Below are 20964 nucleotides of genomic sequence, written 5' to 3' on the forward strand. Positions count from 1 at the left end.
AAGACAAACGACGTGACATTGCTGTGGGTTGCACCGATGGACCCCATGACAGACTGCAAGTGGTGGAACACCACGAGAGGAAATGAGCATGCGCGTACTGGTGACAGGTGGGGCCGGGTTCATCGGCTCGCACTACGTGCGGGAGTTGGTGAGCGGCTCGTACCCGGCCTTCGCGGGTGCCGACGTGGTGGTGCTCGACAAGCTCACCTACGCGGGCAGTGAGACCAACCTGGCCCCGGTCGCCGGCCGGTTCGAGTTCGTGCGCGGCGACATCTGCGACCCCGTCGTGGTTGCCGAGCAGATGCGCGGCGTCGACGTGGTCGTCCACTTCGCCGCTGAATCGCACGTGGACCGCTCCATCACCGGCTCGGCGGACTTCGTGCTGACGAACGTCCTCGGCACGCAGACCCTGTTGCAGGCCGCGCTCAACGCGGGCGTGGGCCGGTTCGTGCACGTGTCGACCGACGAGGTCTACGGCTCGATCGAATCGGGTTCGTGGGACGAGGCGCACGCGCTGGAGCCGAACTCGCCGTACTCGGCCTCGAAGGCCTCCTCTGACCTGCTCGCGCGGGCGTTCCACCGCACCCACGGGCTGCCGGTCAGCATCACCCGGTGTTCGAACAACTACGGCCCGTACCAGTTCCCGGAGAAGGTGATCCCGCTCTTCGTCACCAACCTCATCGACGGCAAGAAGGTGCCGCTGTACGGCGACGGCCTCAACGTGCGCGACTGGCTGCACGTCGACGACCACTGCCGCGGCATCCAGCTCGTCGCCGAGGGCGGCCGGCCGGGCGAGGTCTACAACATCGGCGGCGGCACCGAGCTCACCAACCGCGAGCTCACCGAGCGCCTGCTCGCCGCCACGGGCCGTGACTGGTCGTCCGTCGAGCCGGTGGAGGACCGCAAGGGGCACGACCGGCGCTACTCGGTCGACATCTCGAAGATCGCCGCGGAGCTGGGGTACAAGCCGCAGGTCGACTTCACGACCGGTCTCGCGGAGACCGTCGAGTGGTACCGCGCGCACCGCGAGTGGTGGGAGCCGCTCAAGGAGCGCGCGGCGCTGGCGAAGGGCTGAGCCGGCGTGATCCTCGTTCCCGGAGGTCGTGGTCAGCTCGGCCACGACCTCGCCGCGCTCTCCGCCGACGTCCACGCGGCGTCGTCGGCGGAGCTCGACGTGACCGCGGTGACCGCCGACGACGTCCGCGGGTACTCGGCGGTGATCAACTGCGCCGCCTACACCGCGGTCGACGCGGCCGAGACCGACGAGGACCGCGCGTTCGCGGTGAACGCCGTCGGTCCCGGTCTGCTGGCGCGCGCGTGCGCCACGGTCGGCACCCCGTTGATCCACGTGTCGACGGACTACGTCTTCCCCGGCGACGGCACGCGCCCGTACGAGCCCACGGACGACGTCGGCCCGAAGAGCGCCTACGGCCGCACGAAGCTCGAAGGCGAACGCCGGGTGCTCGAAGAGGGCGGCTGGGTCGTGCGCACCTCGTGGGTGTACGGCGCGAACGGCTCCAACTTCGTGAAGACCATGGCGGCACTGGAGTCCTCGCGCCCGTCGGTGTCCGTTGTGGACGATCAACGCGGTGCGCCGACGTGGTCGCACGACCTCGCCGCCGGTCTCCTCGAACTGGCGGCCGTGCTGCCGTCCACGCGCTTGCTGCACGCGGCCGGCGGCGGCGAGACGACGTGGTTCGGCCTCGCCCAGGCCGTTTTCGAGGAACTGGGTGCCGACCCCGCGCGCGTCACGCCGTGCACCACCGCGGACTTCCCGCGGCCGGCGCCCAGGCCCGCCTACTCGGTGCTGTCGGGTGCGGCGTGGGCAGCAGCGGGACTGCGCCCGTTGCCGCACTGGCGCAGCGCCCTAACGGCTGCATTCCGGGCGGGTGTGGTCGCTCCGCGTGCCTGAGCTGGTCCATTGGGGTGACCGGTCTGGTCTGGCCGTGGGCGATGCGGGAGCCTGTTCGGCATGGTCGATTCCGGGCGCAAACCCCAGCGTCCCGCGACAACGGATTCCGACAGGCAGCGCTTCCTGCGCTGCGTTGCCGTGGTGACGGGCTCCCGACAGGCGTCGCAGAGCCAGCTCGACAGGTACGCACCGGGGCCGCATTCCCGGTGACGTGGACGACGTGGTGGGGCGTCAGGACTTCCTGACGCCCTCACGCAACAGCACAGGACGTCAGGCCTTGCTGCGCCGGTACGCGCCCAGCGTCAGCTCCGCGCACCGCCGCCACGTGAACCCCGCCGCGTGCGCCCGCCGTTCCGCCTGGGCCGCCGGGGTCGCCGGTGCCGCAACGGCTTGCGCCAGCCCGGCCGCCAGCGCCTCGACGTCACCGACCGGCACGTGCAACGCGTGTCCGCCGGCCACCTCGCGCAGCGCCGGCACGTCCGAGCACACCACGGGGACGTTGCACGCCAGCGCTTCCAGCACCGGCAGCCCGAAGCCCTCGTCGCGCGACGGCAGCACCAGCGCGGTCGCGCCCGCCACCACCGAACGCAGGTGCACGTCCGACAGGTACCCGGTCCGCAGCACCCGTCCGTCCACACCGGACCGGCCGGGGCCGACGATCACCAGCGGGGGCAGCGACGGGTCGGACGCGTGCGCCTTCGCCAGGTGGCCGAGGCCCTTGCGCGGGCCGTCGGCGCCGACGAACAGCAGGTACTCCGACGGCAGCCCCAGCCGGCCGCGCAGCGTCGTGGTCGGGGGGCGGGAGGCGAACCACGCCGGGTCGACGCCCAGCGGGGTCACGACGACCTTGTCCAGCGGCACCGAGAACCGGTCGGCGACGACGTCGGCGACGGCAGCGGTCGGCGTGCAGATCACGTCCGCGCGCTGGGCCGAGAGCCGCACGAGCTCCGGCAGCCGGGCGTCGGAGGCCGGCAGGTCGCCGGGGCTGTCCAGGAACGCGAGGTCGTGGATCGTGACGACCCCGCGGGCCCTGATCGTGGGCGGCAGCACGAAGTTCGTGGCGTGCATGACGTCGGAGAACCCGGCCAGCAGCTCCACCGGCGGGAACGGCGCGCGCAGCCACAGCTGCCGCAGCGCCCGTGCCGCGACGGGCAGGCCGCGGGCCGTGACGTCGTGCGGCAGCACCGTCCGCAACGCGCGCCAGCCGCGCAGGGTGAACGCCACCGCACGGACGTCGGCCTCGTCCGGCATCGACGCCAGCTCCTCGGCCAGCGCCGCCGTGTAGCGGCCGATGCCGGTCCGGTGTCCGAGCAGGGGAGTGCCGTCGAGCAGCACCGAAAGGGGTTTGCGAGCCATCAGCCACCGCCACGCGCGATCTTGCGCAGACGCCCCGTCGCCCGCTTGGCCAACTCTGTCGGGCCACCCGCGTCCAGGTACTCGCGCACCAGCCGCAGGTCCCGCTTCACCTTGTCCGCCTTGCTCAGCTCCGGCGTGCGCACCAGCGGCGCCGAGCCGGGCAGGCGGTCCGCGGCGGGCCTGGGGTTGCGGCAGAACTCGGCCAGCGGCGCGAGTGCCGTCTCCCAGGTGTACCGCTCGCGGACGACGGCGATGCGTTCACGGCACCCGGCCGCGAACTCCTCGTCGTAGAGCACCGTCTCCAACGCGTCGGCCAGCGCCTCCGGGTTCTCCGGCGGCACCACGACGCCCAGTCCCTCCCGCGCCACCAGGTCCGCGAACGAGTCGCCGGACGTGGTGACGATCGGCAGCCCCGACCACAGGTAGTCGAGCACGCGCGTGCGGAACGCGAACGTGGTCTCCACGTGCTCGTAGTGCGTGGTGACGCCGCAGTCCGCGTCGAGCAGCCAGTTCTGCCGCTCGGTGTAGGGCACCCACCCGTCGTTGAAGAACACGTGCTCGCCGGTCAGCCCCAGCGACGCGGCCAGGCCGCGCGTCTGTCCGGCGATGTCCATGTCCGGCACCTCGGGGTTCGGGTGCTTCATGCCGAGGAAGTACAGCTTGGCGTTCGACCGCCGCTTGCGCAGGTGGTCCATGGCCTCGACGAGCGTCAGCGGGTCGAACCAGCTGTAGACGCCGCCCGCCCAGATCACGACCTTGTCCGCGTCGGTCACGCCCGGCACGACGCCCTTGATCGCCGGTGCGGTGCGCTGCGGCGGCTTGCCCGACAGTCCGAACGGGACGATGCCGAGCAGCGACTGGGTCGTGGGGTCGTTGTCGTACAACGTGGGCGTGAGCCGGCCCAGCGACGCCAGGTGACCCAGCCAGAAGTGCCGCTGGCGTTCCGACGCGCACAGGAAGAAGTCGCCGCGTTCGAGCTGGGTGTTCAGCACGCGCGTGACCGTCTTCAGGTCCAGCGCGCGCTTCTCGTCCGTGTCGTCCTTGCCTTGTTCCAGCAGTTCCAGGTGCATCGGGTCGTACATGTCGCAGACCACGATCTTGGTCGACGACTTGCGCTTGAGCTCCTGCACCATCTCCAGCGCGTGGCCCTGCAACACGACTACGTCCGCCCACGCCACGTGCGGCGGCAGCTCCTTCGGCCGTGCCCGTTCGACGGCGAACGGTGCGTCCGGCGGCGCGCACAGCGGGTTCGTGGTGACCAGCCGCACCTGGTGCTCGCCGGACAGCACGTCCGCCATGTGCCACGCGCGGATCGCCGGACCCGCCATCCGGTCCGAGATCGCGTCACCGGTGATCACCAGGACCTTGCGCGGCTTGCCGAACACGTCGTCCAGGCCCAGTACCTCGACGAGCACGTCGTGTGCCGCCAGGTAGCGCGGCAACGGGTACGCGGGCTCCAGCGCCTTGCGCATCAACGGCACCAGGTCGGTGTCGGAGAGCCGGCGCTTGGCCTGCTCCACCTTCCGCGACTCGGCCAGCGACGGCATCAGCTCGACGAACTGGTCGATCGCGAGGAACCCGGCGAGCGCCTGCCGCGACACCCCGACCGGTTCGCGGTCGAGCGCCGGGTCCGCCGGCCTGCGGGTGATCTCCAGCTGGGTGGGGTCGATCTCGCCGCGCGCGGTCGCCCTGCGCACGCACAGCGCGAGCGCCGCGGGCAGCACCTTCGCGAGCGTCTCGTCGGAGAAGTTCTTGTAGAGCGCCGCCAGGGCGTTGCGCTCCAGCAGGTACAGCTCGCGGCTGTGGTCGATCGAGCTCATCGACGCGTGGTGGCGGTGGAACGTGAGCGACGCGGGCTCGTAGCGCACCCGCCAGCCGCGCAGGTTCATCCGCCAGCCGAGGTCGACGTCCTCGTAGAACATGAAGAACCGCTCGTCGAACCCGCCGAGCTCGCGGTAGACCTCGGCCCGCACGAACAGCGCGGACCCGGTGCCGAACAGCACGTCCCGCGGGCCGTCGTGGCTGCCGTCGTCGGGCTGGCCCGCGTGCCGCTTGTAGCCCATGCCGAACCAGGTCAGCCCGCCGTCGACGAAGTCGATGTTCGCGCCGTCCCAGTCGAGCACCTTGCTCGCGACCGCGCCGACCGCCGGTTCGGAGTGGAAGACCCTGATCGCGGCCTTCACCCAGTTCCTGTCGGCACGCGCGTCGTTGTTCAGGAACGCCAGCACGCTGCCCGTGGCGTGTTCGACGCCGAGGTTGCACCCGCCGGCGAACCCGAGGTTCTGCTGCGAGGTGACGATCCGCGCGCCCGGCAGCTCCCGCGTGAGCCGCTCGGTGTCGTGCGCCTCGTTGTCGACGACGACCACCTGCAGCAACTCGGCCGGGTAGTCGAGCTCGGCGAGACCGCGGACGCAGGTGATGGTGTCGTCCGCGCCCCGGTAGTTGACGACGACCACCGAGACGACGGGCAGAGAGGCTCGATCCACGCGCTAAGCCTGCCTCATCACTCTGCGCGCCCGCAGGCTGGTCGCACAGATCAGCAGGAGCAGGACCGCGACCGGCACGCCGGCCACCCAGCCCACCGACCAGTCGTTGCGGTCGGCGAGCAGCGGCCGCATCCACTCGTGCCGCAGCACGGTCGCCGGTCCCGGCGGCAGCCGCTTGTCGGCGTCGCCCTGCACGACGATCGTGAGCCGCGCACCGTCCGGGCACAGGACGCGGTGCGCGTGGGCGGGGTTGTCCTGGCCGGCGACCTCGTCGACCCGTTCGACGACGCACGTGTCGCGGTGCGCGAACACGTCCATCAACGCGCGGTGACCGTCACCGGCCAGCACCGCCGTGCCCGGCACCAGCACCATCAACGCGGGCAGCACCAGCCACGGGTCGCTCAGCTCGCCGATCCCCCACGCGAACGCGCACGCGAGCAGGCAGCCGGGGACCATCACCGCGAGCCGGTGTTCGTCGGGCACGACGGCACCCAGGACGGCGGCCGCGGCGATGCCGAGCACGCCGGCCACGATCAGCGGGACGGGCCGGCTCATGGCCGTTTCCTGAGGGCCCTGGCCAGTGGCACTAATGCGATCATCACCAGGGGGACGCCCGTGACCACCCAGAGGTTCCACCCGCCCGGCTCCGCGAACACCGGCCGCGCCGGCGGACCGATCCTGACCTGGGCCTCGTGCCCGCGGAGGCGGTCGGGCCAGTCGCGGCTCAGCTCGACCTCGCCGCTGGGACAGGTCAGCACGTAGTCGACCGACGGGTACTTGGTCCGTGGGTGCTCGACGGCCTCGGTGACCGCGCATTGCTCCGTGTGGCCGATCTCGTCCATCACCACGCTGTGCCCGCCGAACGTGAGGACGAACGGCGCCGCGAGCCCGACGGCGAACGCGGGCAGCGCGACGGCCTTGCGCTCGCCCAGGGCGCTGACGCCGAGCGCGAAGGCGAGCCCGCCGAGCAGGCCGACGAGCAGGAAGCCGACGTCGACGGTGATGCCGAGAGCGGACCCGGCCAGGACGGCCGCGCCGCCACCCGCGACCAGCCACCGGGCGAGGCGCTGCTGCACCGCGTCGAGCGCGCGCCGGTGCGCCGGTTCCTCGGGGTCGTGGACGGCGCGTGGCTCGCGGCTCGGGCCGTTCCTCGTGCGGACCGGTCTGCGCTTGCGCCGGGACATCACCGGCCGGCCCATTCCCGCCAGACGCGCCGGCGGCCGGCCGTCGTCGTGATCCGCGCCCGCTGCCACAGCGACGCCGGCAGCCGCACCACCACCTCCGCGAGCACCCGGACGCGCAACCCGACCCGGAAGTTGGCCGCGTCCGGCACGTTCTCCCGCAACGGCAGCAGCGCCGTGAGCGCGGCGAACCGCCCGAGCTGGGAGAGCGCGACCGGCAGGGGTGCGCAGCGCAGCAGCATCAGCAGGCGGTTGCGCTCGTTCCAGCGGTGGAACAGCACCGAGCCGGGCCTGGTCGACGCGCCGTGCCGGTGCCGCACCCGCGCCGGCCCGACCGAGATCACCCGGTGCCCGGCCAGCCGCAGCCGCCAGGCCGTGTCGGTGTCCTCGTAGTAGCAGAAGAAGCTCGCCGGCACCCCGCCCACGGCCCGCAGCACGCCGGTCCGCAGCAGCGCCGCCCCTCCGCAGAACCCGAACACCTCGCGCCCGGCCAGCACCACGTCCCGGCCGTACCCGTCGGCGGTCAGCGCGACGCCCACCGACTGCGTCGAGCCGTCGGTCAGCTGGATCGACGAGGTGGCCGCGGCGGCGCCGGGGTCACCCTCCAACGCCCGCTCCAGCTCGGCCAGCCACGACGGGTCGGGCACGGCGTCGTCGTTCAACCAGGCGACGTACGGCGTCTCGACCATGGCCAGCACCGCGGCGAGACCACCGGCGTAGCCGCGGTTCGACGGCAGGCGCACGACCTCGTGCCCGCTGATCAGCGCTGCCGTGCCGTCGTCGGAGGCGTTGTCGACGACGATCGTCCTGTGTGGACTCTTCTGGGCGGAGAGGGCGTCCAGGCAGGCCGTGACGTGGTCACGGCCGCGCCACGTCACGACCACCACGGTGCTGAGCGGCGACACGGCGTGAGACGGTACGCGACGTGCCCGAGCTGGTAGTGCTGACCGAGCAACTCAACGCGCCCGTCCCCGGCGGGACCGGCCGGTACACCGCGGAGCTGCTCCGCGCCCTCCGCGCGACCGCGCCCGGCGGGTGGGGCGTGAGCACCGCCGCCACGGCCGGCGCCGACCGGAACCTGCGGGTGCCGCGGCGGGTGCTGGTGGCGCTGTGGGAGCGCGGTCTTCCGCCACACCTCGGGCCGCACGTGCACGCGCCGACACCGCTCGCACCGCGCGCGGGGGCCGTCGTGACGGTGCACGACGTCGTGCCGTGGACGCACCCCGAGACGCTCACGCCGCGCGGGGTCGCCTGGCACCGCAAGGTGATCACGCGCGCGGCCAGGGAGGCCAAGGCGCTGGTCGTGCCGACGAGGGCGGTCGCCGACCAGCTCGCCGAGCACGTCCCGGTCGAGGTCCCGGTCCACGTCGTCCCGAACGGCGTCACGAACCTCCAGGCGACCGGCAGGCCGGCGGACCTCCCCGACACCTACGTGCTCGCGGTCGGCACGATCGAGCCGCGCAAGGGGTTCGACCTCCTCGTGCGGGCCACCGAACGGCTGCGCGTGCCGCTCGTGGTCGTCGGGCCGCAGGGCTGGGGCGGTGTCGACCTGCGCGCGCCGCACGTCCGGCTGCTCGGCGGCGTCAGCGACGAACGGCTGGCATCGGTGCTGGCCGGGGCCACCGCGCTGGCCGCGCCGAGCCTCGCGGAGGGGTTCGGACTGCCGGTGCTGGAGGCCATGGCGGCGGGCGTGCCGGTGGTCCACTCCGACGACCCGGCGCTCGTGGAGGTGGCGGGCGGAGCGGGCACCGCGGTGCGGCGCGGCGACCTCGCGTCGCTGACGGAGGGACTGCGGGCGGTGCTGGCCGACCCGGACCACACCAAAGAGGCCGGGATCACTCGCGCGAGTGAGTTCACCTGGGAAAAGACTGCGCGCGGTGTCTGGGCAACCCACGTGTAACCACGTAGTTGATGCATTCGGTGTAAGTGGGTTTCGCGATGACCGTACGCTGCTGACCGTGCCGATCGTCGAACCCAGCGTGCTGATCGACGCCACCGCCGTGCCCGCGGACCGAGGCGGCGTCGGGCGTTACGTGGATTCGCTCGTCGCGGCGCTCGACGCGGACGGCGCCAAGCTCTCCGTCGTCTGCCAGCCGCGTGACGAGGACCTCTTCACCAAGATCGCCCCGAACGCCCGCGTGCTCCGCGCCGCCGACGCCGTCGCGACCAGGACAGCCCGCCTGACCTGGGAACAGACGACGCTGCCGCGGCTGGTGCGCACACTGGGCGTCGACGTGCTGCACTCGCCGCACTACACGCTGCCGATCGCGAGCAAGGCCGCGTCGGTCGTGACGCTGCACGACGCGACGTTCTTCACCGACCCCGTGCTGCACTCGTCGGTCAAAGCGCGCTTCTTCCGCGCGTGGACCCGTGCGTCGCTCAAGCGCGCCGACCTGTGCGTGGTGCCGTCGCAGGCCACCGCGGACGAGCTGGTGCGCGTGGCCGGCGCCGACCGCAGGGCGTTGCACATCGCCCAGCACGGCGTCGACACCGAGCGCTTCCACCCGCCGTCGCCCGACGAGGTCCTGAACGTGCGGACCGCGCTGTCGCTGGGGGAGACGCCCTACGTGGCGTTCCTCGGCGCACTCGAACCCCGCAAGAACGTGCCGGCGCTCATCCGCGGCTTCGCCCAGGCCGTCGCCGGCCGCCCGAACCCGCCCGCGCTGGTGCTCGCCGGCCAGCCCGGCTGGGACAGCCAGGTCGAACGCGCGCTCGACTCGGTCCCGCACCGCATCCGCGTGATCCGCGCCGGCTACCTGCCGTTCGAACAGCTCGCCGGCTTCCTCGGCGGCGCGCAGCTCGTCGCCTACCCGTCGCTCGGCGAGGGCTTCGGCCTGCCGGTGCTCGAAGCGATGGCGTGCGGCGCCTGCGTGCTCACCACCCGAAGACTGTCGCTCCCGGAGGTGGGTGGCGAGGCGGTCGCGTACTGCGGTGTCGGAGCGGGTGACATCGCGGCGGCGATCGCCGAGTTGTTGGACGACCCGGCCCGCCGATCGTCGCTGGCCACGTCCGGTCAGCAGCGCGCGAAGGACTTCTCGTGGGCCGTCAGCGCCGAACGCCACCGGCTCGCCTACGAGCGCGCATCGCTCATCCGCCACCGCCGCTGACGGTGCACGCGTTTTCGCGCAACACCGAACCACTATCGTGTCGCGCGTGAACTACGGCGACGGACTAGGTGTCGTGACGGTCACGTACTCGCCGGGCGAGACGCTGGCACCGTTCGTGGACACCCTCGCGAAGGCGACAACGCGCGACATCAGGGTGATCCTCGCCGACAACGGCTCCACCGACGGCGTGCCCCAGCAGGTGGCCGCCGAACGCGAGCACGTCACCTTCGTGCCCACCGGGGGCAACCTCGGCTACGGCGGCGGAGCGAACCGCGGCGTCGCGGCACTGCCCGCCGACGTCGGCTGGATCCTGATCTCCAACCCCGACATCGAGTTCTCCCCCGGCAGCGTCGACACGCTGATCGACGCGGCGGCCCGCTGGCCCCGCGGCGGCATGTTCGGCCCCCTGATCCGCGAACCCAGCGGTGAGGTCTACCCGTCCGCGCGGCTCCTGCCGTCCGTCGGGCGGGGCATCGGCCACGCCCTGTTCGCGGTGGTGTGGCCGGGCAACCCGTGGACGCGCGCCTACCGGCAGGAACAGGAACCCGTCGAACGCGTCGCCGAATGGCTGTCCGGGTCGTGCTTCCTGATGCGCAGGGAGGCGTTCGACGCGGTCGGCGGGTTCGACGAGAGGTACTTCATGTACTTCGAGGACGTCGACCTCGGCGACCGGGTGGCGCGGGCCGGGTGGGTCAACGTGTACGTGCCCGACGCGGAGGTCGTGCACATCGGCGGCCACTCGACGGCGCGGGCGTCGGACCGGATGCTGGCCGAGCACCACCGGTCTGCCTACCGGTACCTGGCGGACCGGCACCGCGGGGTGCTGTGGGCGCCGTTCCGGTGGGCGGTGCGGGCGGGGCTGGGGGTGCGGGTCCGGATGCTCACCCGGTGACGTTCGCGGACTGACCGCGGGTGATCCCGCTCACCCCGGAACCGGGCTCACGCGCGGGCGCGCAGGTCACATGTCGCCGCTCAACCGCTGCGAGAGCGAGGAGCGGGTCGTCTGGTGGTGGGAGACGGTCGGGATCATGCCCGGTTGCACGACCTGCGTGATCTCCGCGTCGTCGGCCGCGGCGGCGGGGGACGGCAGCGGCTGGGCCGGCACCGGGTGCTGCTGCGGGCGGTGCTGCTGCGGGCGGTGGGCCTGACCGGGGCGGGGCGGGGCTGCCTGACCCGCTGCCTGGGCGGCCGAGAGGACCATCGTCGAGTCCGGGTCGAGGCGCGGGTCCACCGCGTTGACCAGGCTGCGCGGGATCTGCAGGGTGGCCGAGGAGTCCATGGGGGACGTCATGTTGTCCGGCGTCACGATGTTCCGCCCACGTGCGCGGGCGCGGGCGAGCAAGGCGTCGGCCCGGTCGCGGGGGTCCATGTCGGATTCAGCTCCTTGCCGGGACCAGATCCCTGGCGGGACCAGACTCCATCTGACGATCTGCTTCGTGTCAGAGTATTCCGTCGAACGGCTTGCTGTAACGCGGAGGAGGAAAAAGGTGCACGGCGTTGAAGCTGTGGTGCTGGTCGGGGGTAAAGGCACCCGTCTTCGCCCGCTTACCCTGTCCGCTCCCAAGCCCATGCTCCCGACCGCGGGGGTGCCGTTCCTGACGCACCTGCTGTCGCGGATCAAGGAGGTCGGGATCACCCACGTGGTGCTCGGCACCTCCTACAAGGCCGAGGTCTTCGAGGAGTACTTCGGGGACGGGTCGAGGCTCGGGCTGGAACTGGAGTACGTGGTCGAGGAGGTGCCGCTGGACACGGCGGGCGCCATCAGGAACGTGGCCGACAAGCTGCGCGAGCCCGACGTGATGGTCTTCAACGGCGACATCCTGTCCGGCGTCGACCTGGCCGGGATCGTGGACACGCACCGGCAGCACGCGGCGGACGTCACGCTGCACCTGGTGAAGGTGGCTGACCCGCGGGCGTTCGGGTGCGTGCCCACCGACGAGCAGGGGCGCGTCCAGGCGTTCCTGGAGAAGACCGAGAACCCGCCGACCGACCAGATCAACGCGGGTTGCTACGTGTTCAAGCGCGAGGTCATCGACGCCATCCCGGCGGGCCGGCCGGTGTCGGTGGAGCGGGAGACGTTCCCGGGGCTGCTGGAGGCCGGCCGGCGGCTGCAGGGGCACGTGGACGCCACCTACTGGCTGGACCTGGGCAAGCCGGAGGCGTTCGTGCAGGGGTCGGCCGACCTCGTGCGCGGTGTCGCGCCGTCGGCCGCGGTCGCCCAGGCCGGTGACTTCCTCGTGCTCGACGGGGCGAACGTGCACGGGGGTGCGACGGTCCGCGGCGGCAGCACGGTCGGTGCGAACTGCACGGTGGCCGAGGGCGCGGTGCTCGACGGCGCGATCCTGTTCGACGGGGCCGTGGTCGGCGAGGGCGCGGTGGTCGAGCGGTCGATCGTCGGCGCCGGTGCGCTGGTGCAGGCCGGTGCGGTGCTGCGGGACGCGGTCGTGGGCGACTCGGCGGTGATCGGGGCGCGGTGCGAGCTGATCGGTGGGGCGCGCGTGTGGCCCGGCGTGGTGTTGCCGGAGGCCGGCGTGCGCTTTTCGACGGATGCCTGAGAGGAGCTGGACACCACCGTTCCCACTGGACCTGGGAGCGGTGCTCGGGCCGTTGCGCCGCGGGCCGGGTGACCCGTCCTTCAGCACGGAGGGCGGCATCTGGTTCGCGGCGAACACCCCGTGCGGGCCCGGCACCCTGCACGTCACCAGGGTCGGCGACGAGGTGCGCGCGCGGGCGTGGGGTGACGGCGGGCTGTGGCTGCTCGACGGCCTGCCCGCCCTGCTCGGCGCGGACGACCCGGTGGACGAGTTCGTCGCGCACCACGACGTCGTCGCCGAGGCGCGCCGGCGGCGGCCGGGACTGCGGCTGGGCAGCACGGGCCGGGTGTGGGACCTGCTGTTCGCCTCGATCCTGGAGCAGAAGGTCACGGGCACGGAGGCGTTCCGGACGTGGCGCGAGCTCGGCCGCCGGTTCGGCGAACCCGCGCCGGGACCGTTGCCGCTCAAGGTCCCGCCGACGCCGCAGCGGTTGCTGGGCCTGCGGGACTGGGAGTGGCACCAGTGCGGCCTCGACGGCGCGCGGCGGCGCACGCTGGTCAACGCCGCCCAGGTCGCGCACCGGCTGGAGAAGGCGGCGGAGATGCGCAGCCGTGAGCTGCTGGAGAAGGTGCCCGGCATCGGCGTGTGGACCTCCGCCGAGGTGGCGCAGCGGTCCTGGGGCGACCCGGACGCCGTGAGCGTCGGCGACTTCCACGTCGCCAAGAACGTCACGTGGGCGTTGACCGGCACGCCGGGCGACGACGACGGAATGATGGAACTCCTCGCGCCCTACACGCCACAACGGCACCGCGCGGTCTGCTACCTCCAGGCCGCGGGCCTGCACCGCCCACGGCGAGCCCCGCGGTTCTCACCGCGCGACTACCGCAAGTTCTAGCGCAGGCGGGCCAGCGCCGACTCGATCAACGGGTGCAGGTCGTCCACGTCGGCCGGCAGCGAGTCCAGCGGCCACCACTGCAGGTCCACCGACTCGGCCGAGCGCACCGGTTGCGCGCCGACCGGGGCGCGCACCAGGAACCGCACGTCGAAGTGCCGGGTCGGCACGCCCAGCGAGCACGTGATCGGGTGCACGTCGAGGTGGATCGGGGTCGGTTCGATCCGCAGCCCGCGCATGCCGGACTCCTCGGTGGCCTCGCGCAACGCGGCCGCGGCCAGGGAGACGTCCTCCGGCTCGCAGTGACCGCCGAGCTGCAGCCACCGGCCGACGCGCGGGTGCAGCGTCAGCAGCACGTGCTCGGCCGTCGCGTCCAGCACCAGTGCCGAGGCCGTGAGGTGCCCCGGCTCGCACGACCGCTGACAGGCGTCCTCGCGTGCGGCCAGGAAGCCCAGGTAGGCCTCCTTCAACGCGTCCTGCCCCGAGAACGCCCGCAGGGTCGCGACGGCGTCGGCGTGCAGTGTCACAGCTCGATCAGTCCTTCCAGCGGTGCGCGGGGGACCAGCGGCTCCAGCGGGTGGCCCACGGCCACCGCGCCCAGCGGCTCCCAGTCCCGCGGCACGTCCAGCACGGAACGCACGACGTCCGCGCAGAAGATCGTCGACGACACCCAGCACGAACCGAGGCCCTCGGCGGCCAGCGCCACCAGCAGCCCCTGCACGGCGGCGCCGCCGGCGATCGTGAACATCGTCTTCTCGGCGTCGGCCCGCCGCGCGTCGGGGTAGGTGTGCGCGCCTTCGCGGACGAGGAACGGCACCACCACCTCCGGCGCCTCCACCAGCAGGTCGCCCCGGCGCACCCGGCGCGCGACCTGCTCGTCGGTGAACCCGTCGCCGCGCAGGTCGCGTTCCCACTGCTCGCGCATCGCCGCCAGCAGCGCGGCCCGCTTCTCCCGCACCAGCACGAACCGCACCGGCCCCGTGTGGTGCGGAGCGGGTGCGGTCAGCGCCGCCCCGACCGCGCGCCGCAACACCGCGAGGTCCACCGGCTCGTCCGAGTAGAACCGCACGGACCTGCGCAGCAGCACGGCCTCCGCGCGGCCCTGGGCCAGCGCCTCCTCCGTGCCGAGGCGGAACAGGTCGAACTCGGTCGGCCGGGTCAGCTCCCGCGCGCTCGACCCGTCGTCGACCACCTCGTACCCGCGCAGCACCGCCACCGGCACCGCGCCGAGCTTGCCCTTGACCAGGTCGGCCGCCGCCGCGATCTCGTCGGCCACCGCGACCTGAGTGACGAACAGCTCGTTGCCGTGCCGGTCGACCGAGCCCGCGTAGTCGTGCAGCACGCGCAGACCGGACGCGCCGATCGCGGCATCGGTCTGACCGACTCGCCACGCGCGGCCCATCGTGTCGGTGACGACCACGGCCACGTCCACGCCGAGCAGGGACTTCACCGCGGCGCGCAACGCCGCCGCCGACCCGTCCGGGTCCAGCGGCAGCAGCGCGATCTCGTCACCGGCGACGTTCGAGGCGTCGACACCGGACGCGGCCTGCACGATGCCCAGCCGGTTCTCGGTGATCAGCGTCCTGCCCTTGCGGGCCAGCACCCGCACCGACTCCGCGGTCACGTGCTCGCGGCGGACGCGGTCGCGCTCCTCGGGGTCGGCGGGCACGGTGACCAGCCTGCCCTCCACTTTGGACAGCACCTTGGAGGTCACGACGAGCACGTCGCCGTCGCGCAGCCAGGGCGCGGCGGTCGTGATCGCACGGGCCAGGTCGTCGCCCGGCCGGAACTCCGGCAGGCCGGGCACCGGCAGCAGTTCCAGCGCGGCCGCGGCGTGGTCAGCCAACGTCGACCCCGGCGAGGTCGAGCGCGGCGCGCGCCATCTGCGCCGTCGCGTCCACATCGGACATCAGCAGCGGCACCGCGCGCACCGCGACCCCCGGCACGTCGGCGCGGTCACCGGTGTTGACCAGCCACGCGTCCAGGATGCCGTCCTCGGAGCACTTGCGGGAACCGTAGAGCCGCCCGACCCCCTCGGCGGAGGTCTCGACACCGATCGCGTCCAAACAAGCGTCCGCCATGCCGCGCAACGGTTTGCCGCCGATGATCGGCGACAGGCCGACGACACCGGCGTCCGTCTTGCGCAGCGCGTCCCGCACACCCGGCACGTTCAGGATCGTGCCGATGCTCACGACGGGGTTCGACGGGGCCAGCACCACGGCGTCGGCCTCGGCGATCGCGTCGAGCACCCCGGGACCGGCGGTGGCGGTCTCGGCACCGACGAACGCGAACGACTTCGCGGGCACGGCCGCGCGGTGCTTGACCCACCACTCCTGGAAGTGGATGGCCTTCGTCTCGCCGTCGAGCTCGACGACGACGTGCGTCTCCACCCGGTCGTCCGACATCGGCAGCAGCTTCACGCCCGGCTGCCAGCGGGTGCACAGCGCCTCGGTGACCGCGGACAGCGGGTAGCCGGCGCGCTGCATCCGGGTGCGGACGAGGTGCGTGGCGATGTCCCGGTCGCCGAGCCCGAACCAGCTGGGCTCGGCGCCGTAGGCCATCAGCTCTTCCTTGACGGTCCACGACTCGTCCGCACGGCCCCAGCCGCGCTCGGAGTCGATGCCGCCGCCCAGCGTGTACATGCAGGTGTCGAGGTCGGGGCAGATGCGCAGTCCGTGCATCCACACGTCATCGCCGGTGTTGACCACCGCGGTGACGTCGGCTCCCAGGTGCTTGAGCCCTTGCAGGAACCTCGCGCCGCCGACCCCGCCGACCAGTGCTACGACCTTCACGCCGGGCCATGCTTCCACAGCGCCCCGAGGCGCCCGGAGTCAGCGCCAGAACATGAAGTTGGCGTAGCCGTAGAACGCGCCGACGGAGTTGCCGCCGATGAGCTCGAACACCCACGTCGAGACCTGGAACAGCAGCCGGCTGACCTCGGAGAAGGTGAACAGGACGGCGAACAGCACCAGCGGCGCCCACGGCCGGACCTTGGCGCCGAAGCGCTGGGCCTCGTACGACATGAACGGCTCCCACACGCCCCAGCCGTCCAGGCCGGGGATGGGCAGGATGTTCAGCACGAAGGCGAGCACCTGCAACAGTGCCAGGTACGAAATGGCCGCCGTGAGCGCTCCCGGCGGGTCGAACAGCGCCACGACCGCGACCAGCAGGGCACCGACCGCCAGGTTGGTGGCCGGGCCCGCCAGCGAGACCATCGACTCGACCTTCTTGGAGCGCAGCGCGTGGTGGTTGATCCACACGGCACCACCCGGAAGGGGGATTCCGCCGAGCGCGAGCAGGACGAGCGGCAGGACGATGCTGAGCACCGGGTCGGTGTAGCGGCGGATGTCGAGGGTCAGGTATCCCTTGTCGCGCACCGAGAAGTCGCCACCCCGGTAGGCGACGGCCGCGTGCCCGAACTCGTGCAGGCACAACGTCACCGCCCAGCCGGCGAGCACGAACAGGACGGTGCCGGCGATGACGGCCACATCGCCTTCGAACAGGGTGAGGACGGCTCCGGCGGCGGTCGCCGCGAGCAGGCCGAGGAACAGTGGACTGGGGCGCACCGCTGATCGCTTCACCCCACCAGTGTGGCGTGTCGGCTGGCGCGGTGGGCCGTTCGGGGACGGGTTGCGGTACGTGGATCACCGTCTGTGCTGCACGTCAAGGTTTCAACGGCCATCTGCGCGAATATCCCCCGACGTGTGGACTCGGCTTGACCCCCCGCTGTGACGCAGGTGTAATCACATCGGTGTCATTCGTCGTTGTGGGAACGGCGTCTGGCGTCCGCCAACCGGGGAGAGCGGAAGGCGAGGAGGCGGACGAAATGCAGGAATTCGAAGAAGATCACGTCGCGCAGCCGGTCGTACAGGGCGAACTGTCGTACCTGTTCGACCCAGCCGACGAGCAGGACTGGCAGGAACGCGCCCTGTGCGCGCAGACGGATCCCGAGGCGTTCTTCCCCGAAAAGGGTGGTTCGACGCGGGAGGCCAAGCGCATCTGTCTGGGTTGCGAGGTGCGTTCGGAGTGCCTTGAGTACGCGCTCCAGCACGACGAACGCTTCGGCATCTGGGGCGGTCTCTCGGAGAGAGAACGCCGCAAGCTGAAGAAGCGAGCCGTCTGAGACGTCTGGAAGTGTGATCTTTTTGCCTTAACTTGAGGGAGTGACAAGCCCTCACCCGAGGCTCCGGACCGCGCCGGTGCTGTGCGTCCTGGTCTGCCACGACGGCGACCAGTGGCTCAGCACGGCGCTGTCCGCTTTGCGGCGTCAGCGAATTCGTCCCCGCCACGTGATCGCGGTCGACACCGGATCCCACGATCGCACCGCGAAAGTACTGGCGGAGGCCGAAGATCTGCTCGACGGCGTGCTGTCGCTGCCGCGCGGTACCGGTTTCGGCACCGCGCTGCGGCTGGCGGTCGAGCACGCCGTCGACCGCTGGGGAGACCCCGGCAAGTGGCTGTGGCTGCTGCACGACGACAGCGCACCCGAACCGGACTGCCTGGCCGCCCTGCTGACCGCGGCCGAGGTCTCGCCCTCCGCCGCGGTGCTCGGCCCGCTCTGCCTCGACTGGGAGGACCCCCGGCTCGTCGTGGAGGCGGGTCTCTCGACCGACGCCTCCGGCCACCGGCAGACCGGGCTCTCGTCCACCGAGCACAGCGCGCTGTTCCAGCAGAGCGCCGAGGTGCTCGCGGTGTCGTCGGCGGGGTCGCTCATCCGCCGCGAGGTCTGGCACGCGCTCGGCGGGTACGACGAGGCGATGCCGTTGCTGCGCGACGACGTCGACTTCGGCTGGCGGGTCAACCGCGCGGGCCACCTGGTGCTCTGCGTCCCGGTCGCCCGGATGCGGCACGCCCGTGCGGCGACGAAGGGCCTGCGCCTGCTGGACGCGGCCGTCGCACGACCCGGTCCGTCGGTCCGCGGCGTCGACCGCGCGCACGGGATGCGCACGTTCCTGGTCAACACCTCGGGTCCCTCGTTCCTCATCGGACTCCCGCGCCTGCTGTTGTTGTCCCTGCTGCGGGCGCTGGGCTTCCTGCTGCTCCGACGTCTCGCCGACGCGCACGCGGAGGTGGGTGCCGCCCGGTACCTGCTGACCCGCGGCCGGTTGCTGGAGGGACGCAGGGCGCGGCGCGGTTCCGCGGTCGTGCCCGGCCTCTTCACGAGCAGGCTGACCCGGTTCCGCAACGCCCTGCGCGCCGGGGCCGCGTTCCTGATCCGCCGCCGCGTCGAGGCCGACGCCGCACTGGGTCGTTTGCCCGCAACCGATTCCGGGTCCGCGTGGCTGGAGCCGTCCGAAGTGGACTCGCCGCGGCCGGTCGGACCGTCCGCGCTGCCGGCCGGCGCACGGGGCCGGCCGCGGGTCGCGGGCCTGCGCCGCCCGCCCGTCGTGGTCACGGTCGACGCGGCGCTGCCGGGTGCGCTGCGGCCGTCGCCCAAGCCGCGGCCCTCACCGGGACCGCGCCGCGACATGGTGTTCGTCGAGGTCGACCAGGGCCGGGTGCTGCGGTCGCTGGTGCTGGCACCACCGGTGTTGCTGCTGCTGGGGCTGTCGGCGCTGGCGGTGGTGGCGAACTGGTCGCGGCTCGGCCTGGACCTCGCGGGCGGCCGGCTGCTGCCGGTCGGGTCGCTCGGCGAGGTGTGGTCGGCGTACCTGGCGTCGTGGCACCCGGTGGCCGGCGGAACAGCAGCCCCGGCTCCCGCGGCGCTGGCGTTCCTCGGCCTGGTGCCGGGCGGGCCCCGGTTCGCGGTCGCACTGTTGCTCCTGGGTGACATCCCGTTGGCGGCCTTGTCGGCGTACATCGCTTCCCGTGGCATGCGCGTACGGCGTTCCGTGCGCGCGGTGGTCGCCGCGTTCTACGGCTTGCTGCCCGTGTCGACGACCGCCGTTGCCGAAGGGCGCCTGGACGTCGTCGTCGTGCACATCGTCACGCCGTTGGTGTTCGCCGGCGTGTACGCGGTCTTGCGCGCGTCATCCACGCACGCATGGCTCGCCATGGCCTCGGGAACGGCCGTCGGCGTCGCGGTGCTCGGCGCGTTCTCGCCGCTGAGCCACGTGGTGGCGCTGGTGGGGGCCCTGGTCGGCTTCGTGGCGGTGTCGGGCGGTGCCCGCCGGATCGCCGCGCTGTTCGCGATCGTCCTGCTGCCGATGGCGCTGCTGCTGCCGTGGCCCGCCGTCCTGCTGCAGCACCCCGAGATGGTCCTGAACGGCCTCGGCGCCGCCTACTCCTCACCGCCGCCGAACCTGATCGTGTGCTCGGTCTTCGCGGCCGCCGCGTTCGCCGCCGCGGTCCTGCGCCCGAACGCGGCGATGCTGCCCGGCCTGTTCGTGGTCGTGCTGGCGATCGGCGCGCTGGCCGCGGTCACCGCCTTCCACGCCTGGCCGGGAACACCGCTGGTGATCCTCGCCTGGGGCCTCGTCTGGGTGGTGCTGGCCGGGTGCCGGCGCGGTGTCACGCCGGGCGTCGCCGGTCGGCTGCGGGTGCGGCGCGCGGTGTACGCCGTGGGCGTGGTGACGCTGGCCAGCCTGGGTGTCGCGGGGGTGCTCGACCTGCGGACCGGTCCGCTGCGCGCCGGCGGTGGCGAGCAGCTGAGCGCGTCGCTGACAGCGGAGCTGGGTCGGTCGGGCCGGTCGGTGCTGGTCCTCGGCACCCCGACCCGCCAGGTGGCCGGCCGCATGCCCGCCTTCGGCGACGACGACCTCGTGCCGACCACGTCCTCACCCGCACGCCTGCGCCGGTGGACCACGTCCCTGCTCGACGGGTCGTCCTCCGCCGTGGGGGTGGCGCTGGCCCAAGCGGCGTCGTCCGGCGTGTCGTTTGTGGTGCTGCCCACCGCCGCGGACGCCGATCGCGTGCGTGCCGCGGCGGGGGAGCTGGTGTCGGTGGCGGCACCGACGACCGCGGGCCGTCCCGTGCTGCGCATCCGGCTGGTGTCCGACACCGGCGTCCTGCTGCCGCCGGAACTGGCCCGCCGCGCGCGCACCGGCGGCGACCCGCCCGCGGAACCGGCAGCGGAGGTGGCGCCGGTGAACGTGACGCTGCCGGACGTGGCGGTGCGGGTCTCGCCGGGCTCCGACGGGCGGGTGCTGGTGCTCGCGGCCGAGGACGAACCGGGCTGGGAGGTGTTCGTGGACGGTCAGCAGGTGCCGGTCGTGCGGTCCTGGGGCCACCTCGTCGGCGTGCCGCTGCCGGGGGCGGGGGCCGAGGTGAGGGTGACGATGAGCACAACGCTGCGGGACCTGCTGCTGCTCGCGCAGGCCGCGGTGGCGTTGTTCACGGTGCTGACGGCGATCCCCACGCGGCGGCGCCAGGCGTGAGCAGGCCGCCGTAGGTGTCGTGGGTGTGCGGGCCGCCGTGGGTGTCATGGGTGGCGGGCCGCCGTGGGTGTCGTGCGTGTGCGGGCTGCCACAGGTGCCGTGCGTGGGCGGGCCGCTGTAGGTGCCGTGCGTGTTTCCACACACACGACGGCGCCGGGATCCCCCGATTTTGATTCTAGT

General features: G+C 72.7%; 19 protein-coding genes. 9 read left to right on the forward strand and 10 right to left on the reverse strand.

The window, feature by feature from the left end:
• Positions 1–88 precede the first annotated feature (88 nt).
• On the forward strand, positions 89–1075 hold the full coding sequence (rfbB, locus tag ACZ7CD_RS23035; RefSeq protein WP_360394958.1) for a dTDP-glucose 4,6-dehydratase: 987 nt from the start codon (positions 89–91) through the stop codon (positions 1073–1075).
• Positions 1076–1081: 6 nt separating this feature from the next.
• The gene (rfbD, locus tag ACZ7CD_RS23040; protein WP_470379649.1) at positions 1082–1912 is read left to right on the forward strand and encodes a dTDP-4-dehydrorhamnose reductase; all 831 of its coding nucleotides are present in this window, start codon (positions 1082–1084) and stop codon (positions 1910–1912) included.
• A gap of 270 nt (positions 1913–2182) precedes the next feature.
• On the opposite strand, the gene ACZ7CD_RS23045 is transcribed toward rfbD, so the two are convergent.
• From ACZ7CD_RS23045 to ACZ7CD_RS23065, 5 genes are read right to left on the reverse strand one after another with little or no spacing between them, the layout of a single operon-like run.
• Positions 2183–3268 (reverse strand): glycosyltransferase family 4 protein, encoded by a 1086-nt coding sequence (locus ACZ7CD_RS23045; RefSeq protein ID WP_458430310.1) that lies wholly within the window; start codon positions 3266–3268, stop codon positions 2183–2185.
• A complete protein-coding gene (locus tag ACZ7CD_RS23050) occupies positions 3268–5754 on the reverse strand; it encodes a glycosyltransferase (RefSeq protein WP_360394967.1) in 2487 nt (828 codons plus the stop codon). Before ACZ7CD_RS23050 ends, ACZ7CD_RS23045 begins: the two co-directional genes overlap by 1 nt.
• 3 nt (positions 5755–5757) lie before the next feature.
• A complete protein-coding gene (locus ACZ7CD_RS23055; protein WP_360394970.1) occupies positions 5758–6309 on the reverse strand; it encodes a hypothetical protein in 552 nt (183 codons plus the stop codon).
• A complete protein-coding gene (locus ACZ7CD_RS23060) occupies positions 6306–6938 on the reverse strand; it encodes a hypothetical protein (protein WP_470370140.1) in 633 nt (210 codons plus the stop codon). Before ACZ7CD_RS23060 ends, ACZ7CD_RS23055 begins: the two co-directional genes overlap by 4 nt.
• Positions 6938–7840 carry a glycosyltransferase family 2 protein gene (locus ACZ7CD_RS23065; RefSeq protein ID WP_470375019.1) on the reverse strand — a complete coding sequence of 301 codons (903 nt, stop codon included), beginning with the start codon at positions 7838–7840 and terminating at the stop codon, positions 6938–6940. Before ACZ7CD_RS23065 ends, ACZ7CD_RS23060 begins: the two co-directional genes overlap by 1 nt.
• 20 nt (positions 7841–7860) lie before the next feature.
• Here ACZ7CD_RS23065 and ACZ7CD_RS23070 point away from each other — a divergent pair, with 20 nt between their 5' ends.
• The 3 genes from ACZ7CD_RS23070 to ACZ7CD_RS23080 all read left to right on the forward strand — a co-directional run bounded on the left by ACZ7CD_RS23070 (position 7861) and on the right by ACZ7CD_RS23080 (position 10934).
• The gene (locus tag ACZ7CD_RS23070) at positions 7861–8835 is read left to right on the forward strand and encodes a glycosyltransferase family 4 protein (RefSeq protein WP_470379650.1); all 975 of its coding nucleotides are present in this window, start codon (positions 7861–7863) and stop codon (positions 8833–8835) included.
• A 79-nt stretch (positions 8836–8914) separates the two neighbouring features.
• The gene (locus ACZ7CD_RS23075) at positions 8915–10042 is read left to right on the forward strand and encodes a glycosyltransferase family 4 protein (protein WP_360395659.1); all 1128 of its coding nucleotides are present in this window, start codon (positions 8915–8917) and stop codon (positions 10040–10042) included.
• 46 nt (positions 10043–10088) lie between these two features.
• Positions 10089–10934: a glycosyltransferase family 2 protein gene (locus ACZ7CD_RS23080; protein ID WP_360394981.1), complete on the forward strand. Its 846-nt coding sequence runs from the start codon at positions 10089–10091 to the stop codon at positions 10932–10934.
• Positions 10935–11000: 66 nt separating this feature from the next.
• On the opposite strand, the gene ACZ7CD_RS23085 is transcribed toward ACZ7CD_RS23080, so the two are convergent.
• Entirely contained in the window at positions 11001–11411 is a 411-nt protein-coding gene (locus ACZ7CD_RS23085; RefSeq protein ID WP_470379651.1) for a hypothetical protein, read from the reverse strand.
• Between the two features lie 118 nt (positions 11412–11529).
• On the opposite strand from ACZ7CD_RS23085, the gene manB reads away from it, so the two are divergent.
• Positions 11530–12597: a mannose-1-phosphate guanylyltransferase gene (gene manB, locus ACZ7CD_RS23090; RefSeq protein WP_360394987.1), complete on the forward strand. Its 1068-nt coding sequence runs from the start codon at positions 11530–11532 to the stop codon at positions 12595–12597.
• Positions 12590–13471: a DNA-3-methyladenine glycosylase family protein gene (locus ACZ7CD_RS23095; protein WP_360394989.1), complete on the forward strand. Its 882-nt coding sequence runs from the start codon at positions 12590–12592 to the stop codon at positions 13469–13471. Before manB ends, ACZ7CD_RS23095 begins: the two co-directional genes overlap by 8 nt.
• On the opposite strand, the gene ACZ7CD_RS23100 is transcribed toward ACZ7CD_RS23095, so the two are convergent.
• The 4 genes from ACZ7CD_RS23100 to ACZ7CD_RS23115 are packed head-to-tail and all read right to left on the reverse strand — an operon-like array spanning position 13468 to position 17034.
• Positions 13468–13995, reverse strand: a complete 528-nt coding sequence (locus ACZ7CD_RS23100) for an NUDIX hydrolase (RefSeq protein WP_360394992.1) — start codon at positions 13993–13995, stop codon at positions 13468–13470. The two genes, ACZ7CD_RS23095 and ACZ7CD_RS23100, sit on opposite strands and share 4 nt — an antisense overlap.
• Positions 13992–15314 (reverse strand): coenzyme F420-0:L-glutamate ligase, encoded by a 1323-nt coding sequence (locus ACZ7CD_RS23105; RefSeq protein WP_470379652.1) that lies wholly within the window; start codon positions 15312–15314, stop codon positions 13992–13994. The genes ACZ7CD_RS23100 and ACZ7CD_RS23105 overlap by 4 nt, the downstream gene beginning before the upstream one ends.
• Positions 15307–16260, reverse strand: coding sequence for a 2-phospho-L-lactate transferase (cofD, locus tag ACZ7CD_RS23110; RefSeq protein ID WP_458430316.1), 954 nt, complete (start codon positions 16258–16260; stop codon positions 15307–15309). Before cofD ends, ACZ7CD_RS23105 begins: the two co-directional genes overlap by 8 nt.
• Before the next feature lie 39 nt (positions 16261–16299).
• On the reverse strand, positions 16300–17034 hold the full coding sequence (locus tag ACZ7CD_RS23115; RefSeq protein ID WP_360395661.1) for a site-2 protease family protein: 735 nt from the start codon (positions 17032–17034) through the stop codon (positions 16300–16302).
• A 260-nt stretch (positions 17035–17294) separates the two neighbouring features.
• Between ACZ7CD_RS23115 and ACZ7CD_RS23120 the strand changes: the two genes are divergently transcribed.
• Together ACZ7CD_RS23120 and ACZ7CD_RS23125 are read left to right on the forward strand one after the other, a co-directional pair.
• The gene (locus tag ACZ7CD_RS23120; RefSeq protein ID WP_045315329.1) at positions 17295–17591 is read left to right on the forward strand and encodes a WhiB family transcriptional regulator; all 297 of its coding nucleotides are present in this window, start codon (positions 17295–17297) and stop codon (positions 17589–17591) included.
• A gap of 40 nt (positions 17592–17631) precedes the next feature.
• A complete protein-coding gene (locus ACZ7CD_RS23125) occupies positions 17632–20784 on the forward strand; it encodes a glycosyltransferase (protein WP_470379653.1) in 3153 nt (1050 codons plus the stop codon).
• The last annotated feature ends 180 nt before the right edge of the window (positions 20785–20964 follow it).

Source organism: Lentzea sp. NPDC036949 (assembly GCF_055608075.1).

Excerpts from the sequence above, each read along its gene's own strand:
- ACZ7CD_RS23120 (WP_045315329.1), top strand. The coding sequence starts at position 17,295 with ATGCAGGAATTCGAAGAAGATCACGTCGCGCAGCCGGTCGTACAGGGC.
- ACZ7CD_RS23055 (WP_360394970.1), bottom strand. The coding sequence starts at position 6,309 with ATGAGCCGGCCCGTCCCGCTGATCGTGGCCGGCGTGCTCGGCATCGCC.
- ACZ7CD_RS23045 (WP_458430310.1), bottom strand. The coding sequence starts at position 3,268 with ATGGCTCGCAAACCCCTTTCGGTGCTGCTCGACGGCACTCCCCTGCTC.
- ACZ7CD_RS23095 (WP_360394989.1), top strand. The coding sequence starts at position 12,590 with ATGCCTGAGAGGAGCTGGACACCACCGTTCCCACTGGACCTGGGAGCG.
- ACZ7CD_RS23060 (WP_470370140.1), bottom strand. The coding sequence starts at position 6,938 with ATGTCCCGGCGCAAGCGCAGACCGGTCCGCACGAGGAACGGCCCGAGC.
- rfbB (WP_360394958.1), top strand. The coding sequence starts at position 89 with ATGCGCGTACTGGTGACAGGTGGGGCCGGGTTCATCGGCTCGCACTAC.
- ACZ7CD_RS23085 (WP_470379651.1), bottom strand. The coding sequence starts at position 11,411 with ATGGACCCCCGCGACCGGGCCGACGCCTTGCTCGCCCGCGCCCGCGCA.